The sequence below is a fragment of the Lacticaseibacillus hegangensis genome, from assembly GCF_003946465.1.
Lineage (GTDB): Bacteria > Bacillota > Bacilli > Lactobacillales > Lactobacillaceae > Lacticaseibacillus > Lacticaseibacillus hegangensis.
Genome location: NZ_RHOL01000008.1, coordinates 38,901 through 52,385, shown reverse-complemented (window position 1 = coordinate 52,385; position 13,485 = coordinate 38,901). Strand labels below are relative to the sequence as shown.

Here is a 13,485-nt window from a genome sequence, read left to right as displayed (position 1 = left end):
TCAACCCGGGCAAATCAAGAACCGACTCCTCTTCCGCTTGGTTCACGAGCGCCAGCCTTATCTCAAAAAAAGACGAAGGAGCAATGTGTACCTTATCTTCCATGCGCATTTGAACGGTTGAAGAACAATTGCCCCTCATTCCGAATATAGTCTTTACAATTGGACGGTTCAAGGTTGCCTTTACAACGTTTAATTTACAAAAAAGCGCCTATACCTACAATCTCAACTGTTACCTCAATTCTCAAGCGTCCGGATCAAGACTCAATCTGTCACTTGTGACATTCTTGAAACGCTTTCTCAGACAATTGCAAGAAAAATATTTAACTCAAAATCCTTCTCTGCCGTCAGCCATCCAAGTTGCCTATCGACTTTATTCCAGCCACCTCGTTTCTAATCATTCAGAGTCAAAACGCTGCTATGGCGCTATTAAACTGCAAAAAATGCACCAACCTCTACAAAGTGGTCAGTGCATTTTCATCCCCAGCCGAGCAGCCGGATCAGCGCCATCGCGACGACGCCAACGATCACGACCGCCAGCAGACTCTTGGACACCACAGCCGTGATCACCGCCGGCACCGACGCCAGCAGGTTCTCCCAGTTGATGCCCGGCCAGGCGCCTTGGTGATAAACGAAGATATTTTCAGCGATGATCGCGGCAAAAATCGCAATCGGGACAAACGACAGGAATTGCACCAGCGGCTTGGGGAAGCGGAATGCTTTTGCCAGGATCAGCGGCACGACTTTTAGCAGCCACAGTGCAAAACCGCACGCGAGGATCGTCATCAGGACATATGAATTAGACATGCGCGCGCTCGACCCCCATTCCAATCAGGCAGCCGGCCACCGTTGCGATCAGCATCGCCGTCGACCCCGGGAAAAAGCGCATCAGCACGTACATCATCACCATGACCACGACTACGATCTGCGCCTGGCGCACCAGCGGCTTACTGCGGTCACCAATCATCTGCAGATACAAGAGCCCGATGAACATTGCGACCGCGGCAAAATCCAGGCCAAACGCGTTCGGGTTCGGAATCAGCCCGCCGAGTAGCGCCCCGACCACCGTCGCCAGCATCCACACGAGATACGCGCCGACGTTAGCCGCGTGAAACCACGCCGGCTTCAGCTTGTGATCGGTGTAGTTGACCTTGTTCATCGACAGCGCGAACGTCTCGTCGGTCAGTAGCGTCCCAATCATGATGTTCTGCAGCAGCGATTCCTCTTTAATGTACGGCGCGACAGTCATGCTCATCAGGCTCATGCGGGAGTTGATCAAAATGGCAGACACCAACATCGCGCTGATGGGACTCGCGGCAGCCAGCATCGTCGCCAGTACGAATTGCACCGACCCGCCGTAGACGATCAGCGACATCAGCGCGACCAGCCACCAGGCGATACCGGCGGTGTGCGCGACAACGCCGAACGCGAGCCCGACGCCGATGTAGCCAAATACCGTCGGCAACACGTCTTTCAACCCCGCACGAAAAGATAAGTCACCTGTCACTGCCGTCGCCCCCAGACCATTAAAAAGTAATTAGAATTAGTGTACCAATAATCAGGGAGGATTCAAGCAAATTCGTTGACACTTGGGTGGCGGCTGAATCGTCGGCGATGGTCGCCAGTGCGCGGTGCCCTCGGGCCAGAACGAAAAAATCGGTGTGGTGCCCATCGAAGAATGATGCCACTCAGTTTTTCCTGCTGCCGCAAATTGGCGTTCAACCACGCCTTCCGCTAATCTTCATCTGCCTCTCCATATGCGAGACACAATGACTTCTAGCACACTGTTAAACAGGAAGGAACTTCCTAGTTCCAATCACCGTTCCACGTGTAACACAAAAGCGCCGGCATATTGTGCCAGCGCTTTTGTCGTGCTATTTTCCAGCCTATTTCGCCCCGACCAACTGCTCCTTGGCATGGATCAGCTGGGTCAACAGCGTGCAATACGGGGTGGCGATCCCGTACTTCTTACCCTTGCGCGCCACGGCGCCATCAATGAAGTCGACCTCGGTCACGCGGTGGTGCTGCACGAGGTCTTGATGCATGGATGGATAGTGATCCGCAATGTCGGCGGTGAAGGTCGCCGAGACGTGATCGTAAACCTCGGCCTGATCGAGCTCGACGCCTTCGTGCTTGGCGACTGCTGCAAACTCACCAATGATGGTGTGCAGCAGGTCAGGTGCTTCGCGGGTCTTGCCGAACTCACCAATGTTACAATCCAGCAGCGCGCACAAGACGTTCAGCGTGCCGTTAACGCAGGCCTTGCGCCAAATCGAGTATTTCACGTTGTCACTGTACTTCGGGTTCAGGCCGGCCCCTTTGAACACGTCGACGACTTGCAGCGCGAAATCCTTGCCGGCAGGCTCGAAGTTCTGCAGTTCGACTTCGCCGTCGCCGACCAGCACCACGTGACCTGGGCCAGTCATGCCAGCCGTCCACATCGTGATGCCGAGGATCAGGTGATCCTTGGCGACAAACTTTTCCAGCACATCCTCGTGGCCAATACCGTTCAACAGGCAAAGCACGTAAGTGTCCGGGTGGATCAGCGCTTTAACCTGCTCAAACATGCCTTCGAGCTGATTGGACTTCAGGAAGACGACGATCAGGTCAGCCTTAATGCCACTTTTGTCGATTTCGGCCGGAGTGTACACCGGCATTTTTTCAGTGACTTGCTTGCCGTTGAATTCGGCCTGGATACCATCCTTGCGAATCGCGTCGACATTGGCCTGCCAGCCGTCGACCAGCGTGACGTCGTTGCCCGCCTTATGCAGCATGATGGCGAACCGGCTGCCCATACCGCCGACGCCGAGTACTGTGATCTTCATATCAACATCTTCTTTCACTGTTCATTTTACCGCGCTCAGGGTAAAACGCGTAACCCTCGCCCGTAAGACAAAAATTCACCCGAGTCATGAAGTGACTCGGGTGATCGGTTTGCGATGAAGTTAGTTCTGATTCTCTTTCAAAATCGCTTCAGTCTTCTTCTGCAGCGCATCAAACGCATCCTTGCCGGAAGTCCCCTTGGAGATCGTGCTGTCGACGGTATCCATCAGGTCATTGCGGTAGTCGCCGTAGCCGGCGAAGACAGTCGAGGCAAACGCAGTGTCGGACGCGTCGACGGCGGCCTTAAAGGTCGGGTTGGCCTTCAGGTAGTTCTGGTAGGTCGCGGACTGCGTGGCGCTCTTGGTGATCGGCACGTAGCCGGACTTCTTGGCCCAGTATGCCGCGTTCTGCTTTTTCAGCAGGAATTTTTGGAAAGCCCAAGCCCCTTGCTGCTGGGCCTTGCTTGCGCCCTTGAACAGCACGTTGTCGTTCCCGTTGAGCGGCTCGGCGACAGAATCGTTAGCGAAGCTCGGCACAGTCGCGGTGCCCCACTTCATGCTCTTCGGCGCCTGCACGGAACCGATGGAGCTGGAGCTGCCGATGCCAAACACAGCCTTTTGCTGGCTGAAGGCAACGGTGAAGTAGTAATCAGTCCCCGCCGTCTTGACGTACCCGGCCTTGCGCAGGCTGAGGATCTTGTCGACCGCCGCCAGCGTGGTCGGTGCGTTCAGGTTGGCCTTGCCGTCCGCCGTGATCAGCTTGTGGCCGGCCTGCATCGCCATGCCTTCAAGCTGGACGTCGTAGGACTGGTCCATCGCCAGCGTAGCGAGGCCGTCCTTCTTGAGGGCCGGACCCATTTTTTCAATGTCATCCCAGGTCTTCGGCATGGTCAGGTTGTACTTCTTCATCAGGGTCTCGTTGTAAAACAGGACCTGCGTCGACTCGGAGTACGGCAGGCCGTAATACTTGCCCTTGTACTCGCCGGCCTTCAGGAAGCTCGGGTAGATGTCGCTGAGCTGGGCGGCGGACAGCTTGTTGCTGCCGTGCAGCATCTGCGAATCCCACGGGATTAGGAAGTCATTTTTGACGTAATCGCCGATGTTGGTGGTCGGCGCCTGCGCCATGACCGGCAGGGTCTTGCTCTTGGCCGCAGCCATCAGCTTTTGCTGCAGGGCGTCATAGCTGCCCTGGCTGGTCGCGACGACCTTGTACTTGCTTTGACTCTTGTTGAAATCATCGATGGTCTTCTGCTGGGCCTTGTTCCACGACCCGGTCATGCGGTGCCAGTACGTGATTTTCACCGGCTCCGCCTCGGACTGACTGCTGCTGTTGCCACAGCCGACCAAGCCGACTGTCAAAAGTGCGCCAAATGCTAACGCGAGCACACGGCTCATGCGTTTAGTCATATTAAACTCCTCCAAATATGAAAAAATATGGTGTCTTGTCATTAGACATTATGCAGACTTTTGCCCGAAAATGAAAGGGATATGCTCAGATTCGTGAAATTTTTTCCAAACTTCGGTCCATTCGGCCAAGCGGCTTTGGCTGAAAATCGGGCCAAGTCCGGGCGGTCACTTGCTGAAAGCGTACCCATCTTCCACTTGAGCGCTGAAGCGTCACAACCGCCGCAGGCCGAGTCCAATCATGCGCCAGCCCAACTTCCACAGGTAGGTATCCTTCATGCCCCACGCAATCACGCCAATGATCACGACCGCGGCGACGATTTTGAACGGGACAAACACGGACTGGTCATCGATATCCCAGGCGGTGCGGCCGCGTTTGATGTGCCGCGGGTCCACGTAGACGGTGACACTTTGGCCGACTGACTGCTTGGCCTGGTCCTCACTGACACTGCCACGCTCGCGGCCGCGCCAGCGCTGCCCCTCGTATTCGTAGTCGAAGCGGCGGAAGTGCTCGGTTTCGGGAATAGAGGTGTTGCCGACGTCGCTGCTGGTGTTGAGATTAAAGTAATCGATGTAGTGGCCGGTAACGGTCCGCCGAATACTTTTCAGATACAGGTCCCACACCAGCGGCCAGGTTTGCTGAATCAAATACAGCACGGCCAGCAGCAAGACCAGCGATGCCCACCCGTTCACCGCAAAAAACCGCCCCAAAAACGAAAAACCTTGCTTTAACATCGTCGCCCTCCAATGATTTTGCTTATGTAAAAATAACACAGTGGCAGGCGCTCTGCAGGTCAGTTTCCCATAATGCCACTGGGCGATAATGGGCGTATGCTAGAAGGAAAAGGAGGCGCCACATGCCAGAAACTTACGGCTACATCAAAGCGATCCGCGCCAAGGTTGGCCACATGCCGCTGATCCTCAACTGCGCGGCCGGCATCCTGCTGAACGACAAGCGCGAGGTCTTGCTCAACCACCGCACGGATAACGGGACCTGGAGCCTGCCGGGCGGCTACATGGAGTACGGCGAAACCTATGCACAAACGCTGGTCCGCGAGTATAAGGAAGACAGCGGCCTCGATGTCGCAATCGTGCGCCAGCTTCACTGCTTCGACCAGGGCGAAACGATTTACCCCAACGGCGACGTCTGCCAGACCATCGCCATGCTCTACGAAGTCAAGCAGGTCGGCGGCAGCTTCGAAGAGGCCGACCCGAACGAAACCACGGAGATGAAATACTGGCCACTGGACGCCCTACCGCCGCTGCTGAACCAGCAAAACGCAGACATGGTCGCGTACGCCGCCAAGCACTGCTAGCGTACACGCAAACGCACCGCCCGAATGGTTTTCGAGCGGTGCGTTTGTGTTTCACTGCGCCATGTTGCGCCGTGAATTAGGCTAAATAAGACTGGTTGGTCATCGTGACCAGATTTTGCAAAAGAAAACCGTCAATCATCCTTTCGCATTCCGTCTGATCCCTCAGCTGCATTTGAGTTGCCGCATCAATCATGGGCTGCTCGTTTGCTTCCGCCATGTCTTTCGCTCCCTTTCTCAGGGTCTACTGGCCGTTTTTTAGGTCGTCCAAACATCTTGGTACAATCCCACCATACCACATCACCCGGGAAATGATCGCCCCGCGGCACAGTTTTACATCAGCTGCCCGATGCCGTAGTGAATGATCATGGTGATGATACCGACGACCACGTTACGGATCATCGCGTTTTTCACCAGGCCGTTGCCGAGCTTCGCGGACAGGTAACCGGTCAGGGACACCGACGGAATGACGGCGAGAATGGTCGCCGGCCACTGCCAGGCCACCGGCGCCACCGTCATCGCAAACAGCGGAAAAATGCCGCCGGACGCCGCAGACACTAGGGACGCAAACGCGGCGTACCACGGGTTCATGTAGTGGTCCTTTTTCAGCCCGTACTTGACGCGGATCACCGTGCCCAGCGCATCTTCGTGCAGCAGCTGATCGGCGATTTGCCCCGCCGTTTCGGCCGTGACCCCGCGCGCGACATAGTAGTCCGCCACCGCCTGCTTCTCGCCGGCTGGATCCGTTTCAAGCAGCCGTGACTCCTCGGCCACGACCGCCTTTTCGGTGTCCTTTTGCGACGACACCGAGGCGTACTCGCCGGACGCCATGGAAAAGGCGCAGGCCAACAGGTCCGACAGCCCCGCGATGAAAATCGTGAACTGATTGGTGGTCGCCGCCGCCACGGAAAACAGCACCCCGACGACGGTTAAAATGCCGTCATTGGCGCCCAGAACGCCGGCCCGCAGCGTGTTCGCACGCTCGGCCATGGTCTGCTTATCTTTAGTTTTTGGTTTATTGATCGTCTTCATCATCGTGACCGCTTCCCTTTAATGCGCAAACAGCGTGCCGATCCAGTAGGTCACGGCCATCGTCAAGAGCCCTGACACCACGTTACGCAGCGCCGCCTTCCAGCGGTTCGCGTTACCCAGCGCCGCGGCGATGTAACCGGTGATGGTCAGCGCAATGACCACCGCAACGACCGTGGCCCACAGCTTGATGGCCGGCGGGAACAGGGTGATCGCCACCAGCGGCAGGATCGACCCCGTCGGGAAGGCAATCATGGAGGACACGGCGGCTGCGACCGCGCTGGTGGTCTCGCCGGAATCGAACCCGAACCGTTCGCGCACGGCCACGTTCAGCGGGTCGCGGCTCAGCATCTCGCCGGTGGCCTTTTTTGCCAGGTCGCCGGAGATGCCTGTCTTCATATACTTGTGCTGGATGAAATCGAACTCACCCTGATAATCGTCATCCAGTGCGCGGCTTTCTTCAGTGATCGCGCGTTTTTGCCCGTCGCGCTCGGCGTTCACGGAAACGTACTCGCCCATCGCCATGGACACGGTGCCGGCAAGCATACCGGACAGTCCGGAAATCAGGATCGCGTAGTTGTTGGCCGTCGCGCCGGCCACGCCGATGACGATTCCGGCCACCGATACGATGCCGTCGTTAGCGCCCATGACACTGGCGCGCAGCACGTTGACCTTTTCTGATAGCTTCATGGTTCCACCCCACAATTTGTAACCATTCTAATATGTACATAAGCCAGTCTAAGTCTCACCTTCCCCATTGTAAAGCATTAAGCTGGTTTTGTTTGGGTATCCTAAATAAAGGGGATTGGCGGGTTCTCACGGATTTACGATAGTTCTTCCATATATGCCCGTGGATGGGCAACCAGCTCAGTATTTTCAAGTTTTTCATCCGCCGAATATTCTTTTTCATGTGTTGATGAATCGCTTTTACTACCTTTTTGTTAGGGATACAAAAATAACCCAAGTGCTTAGAATCCCCGGTATTATTGGCATATAACGCATATTTGCATGCTTCTGTTGAAAAGTTTTGTTAGGTAATCCTAACAAAATGCTTTACAGAGAAAACTTCAGGGGTATACTGAGGGTGATTTCAGAAAGGATTGGGGATATTGAAAGAAACAGCTGCAACACCCAAAAAGCGCAAGCTCATTGAGTACGCGAATGGGCCCTCACTGGAGGAGATCAACGGCACCGTCGAAGTGCCAAAAGGCAAAGGCTTCTGGCGTACACTACTGGCTTATTCAGGTCCCGGGGCTTTGGTTGCCGTCGGTTACATGGATCCAGGTAACTGGTCGACCAGTATCACCGGGGGGCAAAACTTCGGGTACCTCCTGATGTCCATCATCCTAATTTCAAGTTTAATCGCGATGTTGCTCCAAAATATGGCGGCTAAACTTGGCATTGTGACGCAAATGGATTTGGCCCAGGCCATTCGGGCTCGGACCAGCAAAGCACTTGGCATTGTCCTATGGATCATGACTGAGCTCGCCATCATGGCGACTGATATCGCAGAAGTCATCGGCGCGGCCATTGCACTGTACCTGATGTTCGGCATTCCGTTGGTCATTGATGTTTTCATTACCGTATTTGATGTGCTGCTATTATTGCTCCTGACCAAAATTGGTTTCCGCAAAATCGAAGCCATTGTGGTGGCGCTGATCCTCGTGATCCTGTTTGTCTTCGCCTATCAGGTGGCGCTGAGCCGGCCTGATTGGGCGGCCGCGATCAAAGGGTTGGTCCCATCGGCGGGCACGATTGCTTCTCACCCAACGGTCAACGGCATGACGCCGCTGTCCGGCGCGCTGGGTATTATTGGGGCCACAGTCATGCCCCACAACCTGTACCTACACTCGGCGATTTCGCAAACACGCAAGATCGACCACGACGATGAAGACCAAGTCGCCCAGTCCGTGCGCTTCAGCCAGTGGGATTCCAACATCCAGCTATCCGTTGCCTTCGTCGTGAACTCTTTGCTTTTGATCATGGGGGTCGCCGTCTTCAAGAGCGGCGCCGTCAAGGATCCGTCCTTCTTCGGCCTATATAAGGCACTGTCCGACACTTCGGTCCTTTCCAACGGCATTTTGATCGCCGTTGCTAAGTCTGGCATTCTTTCAACGCTGTTTGCCGTCGCGTTGCTGGCTTCCGGCCAGAACTCGACCATCACCGGGACCCTGTCAGGGCAGGTCATCATGGAAGGCTTCGTCCACATGAAAATGCCGCTGTGGGCCCGGCGCTTGGTCACCCGGTTGATTTCCGTCATTCCTGTGCTGGTCTGCGTGTGGATGACCCGCAACCTGTCACCGGTCGCCGAACACGAAGCGCTGAACAATTTAATGAACGATTCTCAGGTCTTCCTCGCATTCGCCCTGCCATTTTCCATGCTGCCACTGCTTCTGATGGTGGATTCCAAGGCCGAAATGGGCGCTCGCTTCAAAAACCGGCTTTGGGTCAAAATTTGCGGCTGGGTCTCAGTCATTGGCTTGACCTTCCTCAACATGCTCAACCTGCCCGATGCCTTCGCTGATTTTGTCAGCCCAAGCATGGCCAGCGAAGCGCACATGGCCGCTTACGTTGCCATCGTGCTGATCCTACTACTGCTCGCTTGGTGCATGTACGACATGTACAAAGGCAACCAGGCGCTGATCGCGTCCGGGATGTCACGCGACGACCTGCTGGCTGCCGGCAAGTCTGCCGACGAAATGGTCAAGCAGGAGCGCGCTGAAGAAACTGCTGAAGATCAACAAAAAAAGGAGGATAATCGCTGATGTCAGAAGATGACTATCACAAGATCCTCGTTGGCGTTGATGACTCGGCCGACGCCTTGGCCGCGTTTCAGTACGCGATCCACCGCGCCCGTGTCGACGGCGCCAGCCTCGTGATCACGACAATCATGGAAAGTGATGAAATGAACGTGTACGAAGCCCTGTCGAAGGATTACGTGCACGGCGAGCGCAAGGACCTCGAGCAGCACTTGTCCGAATACGTCCAGCTCGCCGAAAAGGCCGGCATCAAGGACGTCCGCGCCGTGATCGGCGAAGGCGACGCCGGCGAAACGATCGTCAAAACGCTGATCCCCAAGTACCAGCCGGATCTGCTGGTGATCGGCGCCGCCGCCAAAAAAGGCATCGCCCGGCACTTTGGCTCTCAGGCGGCCTACATGGCGAAATACGCGCCGTGCTCCGTGCTGGTGGTACGCGAGTAACGCAAACATTGCCCGGGAAATTTTCGGGCTTTGTTTTTAGCGGACATATGCAACATAAAACATATAACAAGTTAGGAAGTCGCTTATGAACTACTGGCTCCTCACGCTGACTTTTCTCAGTGTGAACTTAGACTTTTTCTTCATGCTGCTGTTCCTGCTCAAGCGATACTCGCGCGGCGCAGTGATCCTGGGCTACCTGCTCGGCGTCACTGTGCTGATGACCTTGAGCTTTGCGATCGGCAAAACACTGGCGCTGCTGGTACCCGAATGGGCGCTGGGCGTCCTCGGCGTCCTGCCGCTGTACATGGCGCTGCGGCAAGACCACGATGCGGATCAGCCGCGCACGCAAAGCTCGGCAGTCGCCTCGGTGTTCCTGACCTACCTGTCCGTCTGCGCCGGCTGCAACCTGTCGATTTTCCTGCCGGTCCTGGCCGGCGAGACGTTGGCTCACTTTGGAGTCACGCTGGTCTTCATTGCCCTGCTGGCCGTCGCGGTGGTCCTGGTCATCAACCTGATCGGCCGCGTGCCGCAGCTGGCGGCGGTGATGAAGGCCCATGGTGAAACGCTGATGCGCGTGTGTTACGCGGCCGTGGGGCTCTGGGTCTTTTGGGACAGCGGTTTGATCTCCCACTTGCTTGCCCTAGTCTAGGAGATGGCCCAAATGAATGCGCAACAATTAGCGGAAGCGGTGAGGATCTTCAAGGTCCTCAGCAACGACACCCGCGTCCGCATCCTGTATTTCCTCAAAAATCGCGAGGCTGATGTCACGACCATCGTCGAAGGGTTAGACATCGATCAGCCGCAGGTCTCTCACCAGCTGGCGATGCTGTATCGGTATCGGCTGGTCTCGCGCCGCCGGGTCGGCCGCCATGTGTATTACATCCTGGACGAGCCGCACGTGCTGACCGTGGTCGACGCCATGCTGGCCCATGTTTCACATGGAACTGCCGGCCAGCCCGTCAAACTATAAACCCACCGAATTGAGACCGCGTCATCCCCTCTGCCTGAGGTGGTGGCACGGCCTATTTTGGTTGCGCAAATTCGCTCCACCTGATATGCTTAGGTTGAGAAAAGTTTAGCCACGCCTAAAACTAAGGAGGGGTTCCATGCTTCAACTCACGGACCTCACCGTTGCTTACGATGCCACACCAGTGTTCACTGATGCGACCGTCACCTTCGACGCAGGCAAAATCACTGGCATCATCGGTCCCAATGGTGCAGGAAAATCAACGCTGATCAAGGCCGCACTCGGCCTGATCAAAAAGCAACACGGCACAGCCACGTTCAACGGCCGCTCGCTGAGCGCCTTCAAGCGCCGCATCGCATACGTCGAGCAGCGTAAGGACTTAGACCTGACGTTCCCCATCAGTGCCTTCGACGTCGTACTGACTGGCACGTACGCGCGCCTCGGCCTCTTCAACCATCCCGGCCGCGAGGAAAAAGCCCAAGCCAAGGCCGCCCTTGAACAAGTTCAGCTGGGTGCATTTGCCCAGCGCCAAATCGGCAACCTATCCGGGGGCCAGCTCCAGCGCGTGTTCGTCGCCCGCGCCATCGTGCAAGACGCCGACCTCATCATCCTCGATGAGCCTTTTGTCGGCATCGACCTGCAAAGCGAAACTACCATCATGGCGATCCTGAAGGAGTGGCGCGACGCTGGCAAAACGATCATCATTGTGCACCACGACTTGAACAAGGTCTTCCAGTACTTTGACGACCTGGTCGTGATGAACCATGGCATCATCGACTACGGGCCAGTCGGGCAGGTCTACACCGCAGCCAACATCACGCGCGCCTTTTCCCCAGACTTGTCGGCGGTCCTGTTCGACCAGCAGGAGGTGGCGCAATGACGACCATTACCGAATTCATCACCGCGCTGGGCCGCTACGGCTTCCTCCAAAGCGCCCTGCTGGCTGCGATCATGGTCGGTATCATGTCCGGCATCATCGGCGCCTTCATCATTCTGCGCGGCATGTCGCTGATGGGTGACGCGATTTCCCACGCGGTGCTGCCAGGGGTCGCGATTGCCTACATGCTCGGCATTAACCTGCTGATCGGTGCGTCGGTTTTCGGCATCATCGCGGCCCTGCTCATCGGTTTTGTCTCGACCCACAGCAAGCTCAAAACCGACACGTCGATCGGCATTGTGTTCTCAGCATTTTACGCGCTAGGCTTTATCCTGATCGCCGCGGCTGGCAGCGCGGTGAACCTGAACCACATTTTGTTCGGGAACATCCTCGCCGTGTCGGATGGCGACATCATGACCACCGCCGTGGTACTCGGCATCGTGCTGCTGTTTGTGGTGACCTTTTACAAAGAGCTGCAGATCACCTCGTTTGACCCGGTGTTCGCGCAGACATACGGCCTCAAAGTCCAGGTCATCCACTACAGCCTAATGCTGGTGCTGACGCTGGTCACCGTATCGGCGCTCCAAACCGTCGGCATCATCTTGGTGGTCGCAATGCTGATCACGCCGGCCGCCACCGCGTTTCTCTGGACGAACCGGCTGCCCGTCATGCTTGGGCTCTCGGCGGCAATCGGCGCCGTCTCTGCCACCGTCGGCCTGTACCTCAGCTACACCTTCAACTGGGCGTCCGGCCCGGCGATCGTGCTGGTCGCCGCCGCGCTGTTCCTGCTGTCCTTCGTCCTGGCGCCCAAGCAAGGCTTCGTGCGGTTAAAAACGCGCGTGCGGCGGCCGGCGACCCAGCTGCCCGAATCCGAGGAGGTGCTCTAAATGCGCCGCTTTTGGCTCACGCTGTTCAGCGTCACCGTCATGATTGCCGGCGTCGCCATGTTTTTGACCACCCGGACCGACCGGCCGCACGCCGACGCACCCACTGGCAAGCTGCACGTCGTCACCACCAATTCGATTCTCGAGGATATGGTGCAGCAAGTCGGCAAGGATAAGGTCGAAGTCTATCCGATTGTCGCCCGCGGCACCGACCCTCACGAATACGAACCGCGGCCTGCCGACATCGCCGCCTCCGTCGAAGCCGACGTGCTGTTCCACAACGGCCTGAACCTGGAAACCGGCGGCAGCGGCTGGTTCACCAAGTTGGTCGAGACTTCAGGCAAGCACTTTGACCAGGAGGTTTTCGCGGCCAGTGCCGGCGTGCGGCCCCGCCACCTGACGACCAATCCGAAAGAACAAGATCCTCACGCCTGGCTTGATCTGGCCAACGGCATTCAGTACGTGCGGACCATCGCCGCCATTTTGGCTGAAAAAGACCCGCAAAACGCCCCCTTTTATCAGCAAAACGCGGCAGCCTACACCAACAAGCTTGCGACCTTGCACGAATCCGCCCAGCGCCAGTTTCAGGACCTGCCGAAAGACCGCCGCGTTCTGATCACGTCAGAAGGCGCGTTTAAGTACTTCGGCGCCGCCTATGACCTGACCCCAGCCTACATTTGGGAGCTGAACTCCGAGTCCCAGGGGTCGCCTTCGCAGATGAAGGCCGTGCTGGCCAAAATCGCCGACAGCGACGTGCGCAGCCTGTTCGTCGAGACCTCCGTTTCCCCTAAGTCGATGACTAAAATCGCGCAGGACACCGGCCTGCCGATCCACGCCCAGCTGTTCACCGACTCGCTGGCCAAAGCCGGCACGACTGGTGACACGTACTACGACATGATGAAGTGGAACCTGGAAAAGATCCACGAAGGCCTGAGTAAGGCGTAACGCAAAAAGAGGCCGCGCTGGCCTCTTTTTTGGTGCATTCAACTC

At 56.7% G+C, this 13,485-nt stretch carries 16 protein-coding genes; 8 read left to right on the top strand and 8 right to left on the bottom strand.

The features are described 5' to 3' along the window. Positions 1-474 precede the first annotated feature (474 nt). The 5 genes from EKM86_RS03530 to EKM86_RS03510 form a co-directional block, all read right to left on the bottom strand. Positions 475-804 (bottom strand): AzlD domain-containing protein, encoded by a 330-nt coding sequence (locus tag EKM86_RS03530; RefSeq protein ID WP_125755134.1) that lies wholly within the window; start codon positions 802-804, stop codon positions 475-477. Then, positions 797-1,504 carry an AzlC family ABC transporter permease gene (locus tag EKM86_RS03525; protein WP_125755133.1) on the bottom strand — a complete coding sequence of 236 codons (708 nt, stop codon included), beginning with the start codon at positions 1,502-1,504 and terminating at the stop codon, positions 797-799. Before EKM86_RS03525 ends, EKM86_RS03530 begins: the two co-directional genes overlap by 8 nt. 379 nt (positions 1,505-1,883) lie before the next feature. Continuing rightward, on the bottom strand, positions 1,884-2,822 hold the full coding sequence (locus EKM86_RS03520) for a 2-dehydropantoate 2-reductase (protein WP_125755132.1): 939 nt from the start codon (positions 2,820-2,822) through the stop codon (positions 1,884-1,886). 120 nt (positions 2,823-2,942) lie between these two features. Continuing rightward, entirely contained in the window at positions 2,943-4,226 is a 1,284-nt protein-coding gene (locus tag EKM86_RS03515; protein WP_125755131.1) for an ABC transporter substrate-binding protein, read from the bottom strand. A 210-nt stretch (positions 4,227-4,436) separates the two neighbouring features. Continuing rightward, positions 4,437-4,958, bottom strand: coding sequence for a DUF3592 domain-containing protein (locus EKM86_RS03510; RefSeq protein ID WP_125755130.1), 522 nt, complete (start codon positions 4,956-4,958; stop codon positions 4,437-4,439). 122 nt (positions 4,959-5,080) lie between these two features. On the opposite strand from EKM86_RS03510, the gene EKM86_RS03505 reads away from it, so the two are divergent. Further along, positions 5,081-5,539 (top strand): NUDIX hydrolase, encoded by a 459-nt coding sequence (locus EKM86_RS03505; RefSeq protein ID WP_125755129.1) that lies wholly within the window; start codon positions 5,081-5,083, stop codon positions 5,537-5,539. 76 nt (positions 5,540-5,615) lie between these two features. On the opposite strand, the gene EKM86_RS12330 is transcribed toward EKM86_RS03505, so the two are convergent. The 3 genes from EKM86_RS12330 to EKM86_RS03495 form a co-directional block, all read right to left on the bottom strand. Next, positions 5,616-5,756: a hypothetical protein gene (locus EKM86_RS12330; protein ID WP_156314368.1), complete on the bottom strand. Its 141-nt coding sequence runs from the start codon at positions 5,754-5,756 to the stop codon at positions 5,616-5,618. A gap of 113 nt (positions 5,757-5,869) precedes the next feature. Further along, positions 5,870-6,571, bottom strand: coding sequence for a VIT1/CCC1 transporter family protein (locus EKM86_RS03500; RefSeq protein WP_379909836.1), 702 nt, complete (start codon positions 6,569-6,571; stop codon positions 5,870-5,872). 15 nt (positions 6,572-6,586) lie between these two features. Then, complete coding sequence (locus tag EKM86_RS03495; RefSeq protein WP_125755128.1) at positions 6,587-7,255, bottom strand: VIT1/CCC1 transporter family protein; 669 nt, start codon at positions 7,253-7,255, stop codon at positions 6,587-6,589. A 419-nt stretch (positions 7,256-7,674) separates the two neighbouring features. Here EKM86_RS03495 and EKM86_RS03490 point away from each other — a divergent pair, with 419 nt between their 5' ends. The 7 genes from EKM86_RS03490 (at position 7,675) to EKM86_RS03460 (ending at position 13,440) form a co-directional block, all read left to right on the top strand. Further along, positions 7,675-9,330, top strand: a complete 1,656-nt coding sequence (locus EKM86_RS03490; protein WP_125755127.1) for an Nramp family divalent metal transporter — start codon at positions 7,675-7,677, stop codon at positions 9,328-9,330. Next, positions 9,330-9,767, top strand: a complete 438-nt coding sequence (locus EKM86_RS03485; protein WP_125755126.1) for a universal stress protein — start codon at positions 9,330-9,332, stop codon at positions 9,765-9,767. The genes EKM86_RS03490 and EKM86_RS03485 overlap by 1 nt, the downstream gene beginning before the upstream one ends. An 85-nt stretch (positions 9,768-9,852) precedes the next feature. Further along, positions 9,853-10,416, top strand: coding sequence for a cadmium resistance transporter (locus EKM86_RS03480; protein ID WP_125755125.1), 564 nt, complete (start codon positions 9,853-9,855; stop codon positions 10,414-10,416). Between the two features lie 12 nt (positions 10,417-10,428). After that, a complete protein-coding gene (locus tag EKM86_RS03475) occupies positions 10,429-10,737 on the top strand; it encodes an ArsR/SmtB family transcription factor (RefSeq protein WP_379909840.1) in 309 nt (102 codons plus the stop codon). 136 nt (positions 10,738-10,873) lie between these two features. Then, complete coding sequence (locus tag EKM86_RS03470) at positions 10,874-11,614, top strand: metal ABC transporter ATP-binding protein (RefSeq protein WP_125755123.1); 741 nt, start codon at positions 10,874-10,876, stop codon at positions 11,612-11,614. Further along, a complete protein-coding gene (locus EKM86_RS03465) occupies positions 11,611-12,498 on the top strand; it encodes a metal ABC transporter permease (RefSeq protein ID WP_125755122.1) in 888 nt (295 codons plus the stop codon). Before EKM86_RS03470 ends, EKM86_RS03465 begins: the two co-directional genes overlap by 4 nt. Beyond that, positions 12,499-13,440, top strand: a complete 942-nt coding sequence (locus EKM86_RS03460; RefSeq protein WP_125755121.1) for a metal ABC transporter solute-binding protein, Zn/Mn family — start codon at positions 12,499-12,501, stop codon at positions 13,438-13,440. It abuts the gene before it with no gap. The last annotated feature ends 45 nt before the right edge of the window (positions 13,441-13,485 follow it).

Coding starts and splice junctions, on each gene's coding strand:
- EKM86_RS03530 (WP_125755134.1), bottom strand. CDS start 804: ATGTCTAATTCATATGTCCTGATGACGATCCTCGCGTGCGGTTTTGCA.
- EKM86_RS03520 (WP_125755132.1), bottom strand. CDS start 2,822: ATGAAGATCACAGTACTCGGCGTCGGCGGTATGGGCAGCCGGTTCGCC.
- EKM86_RS03515 (WP_125755131.1), bottom strand. CDS start 4,226: ATGACTAAACGCATGAGCCGTGTGCTCGCGTTAGCATTTGGCGCACTT.
- EKM86_RS03510 (WP_125755130.1), bottom strand. CDS start 4,958: ATGTTAAAGCAAGGTTTTTCGTTTTTGGGGCGGTTTTTTGCGGTGAAC.
- EKM86_RS03505 (WP_125755129.1), top strand. CDS start 5,081: ATGCCAGAAACTTACGGCTACATCAAAGCGATCCGCGCCAAGGTTGGC.
- EKM86_RS12330 (WP_156314368.1), bottom strand. CDS start 5,756: ATGGCGGAAGCAAACGAGCAGCCCATGATTGATGCGGCAACTCAAATG.
- EKM86_RS03500 (WP_379909836.1), bottom strand. CDS start 6,571: ATGATGAAGACGATCAATAAACCAAAAACTAAAGATAAGCAGACCATG.
- EKM86_RS03495 (WP_125755128.1), bottom strand. CDS start 7,255: ATGAAGCTATCAGAAAAGGTCAACGTGCTGCGCGCCAGTGTCATGGGC.
- EKM86_RS03485 (WP_125755126.1), top strand. CDS start 9,330: ATGTCAGAAGATGACTATCACAAGATCCTCGTTGGCGTTGATGACTCG.
- EKM86_RS03480 (WP_125755125.1), top strand. CDS start 9,853: ATGAACTACTGGCTCCTCACGCTGACTTTTCTCAGTGTGAACTTAGAC.
- EKM86_RS03475 (WP_379909840.1), top strand. CDS start 10,429: ATGAATGCGCAACAATTAGCGGAAGCGGTGAGGATCTTCAAGGTCCTC.
- EKM86_RS03470 (WP_125755123.1), top strand. CDS start 10,874: ATGCTTCAACTCACGGACCTCACCGTTGCTTACGATGCCACACCAGTG.
- EKM86_RS03465 (WP_125755122.1), top strand. CDS start 11,611: ATGACGACCATTACCGAATTCATCACCGCGCTGGGCCGCTACGGCTTC.
- EKM86_RS03460 (WP_125755121.1), top strand. CDS start 12,499: ATGCGCCGCTTTTGGCTCACGCTGTTCAGCGTCACCGTCATGATTGCC.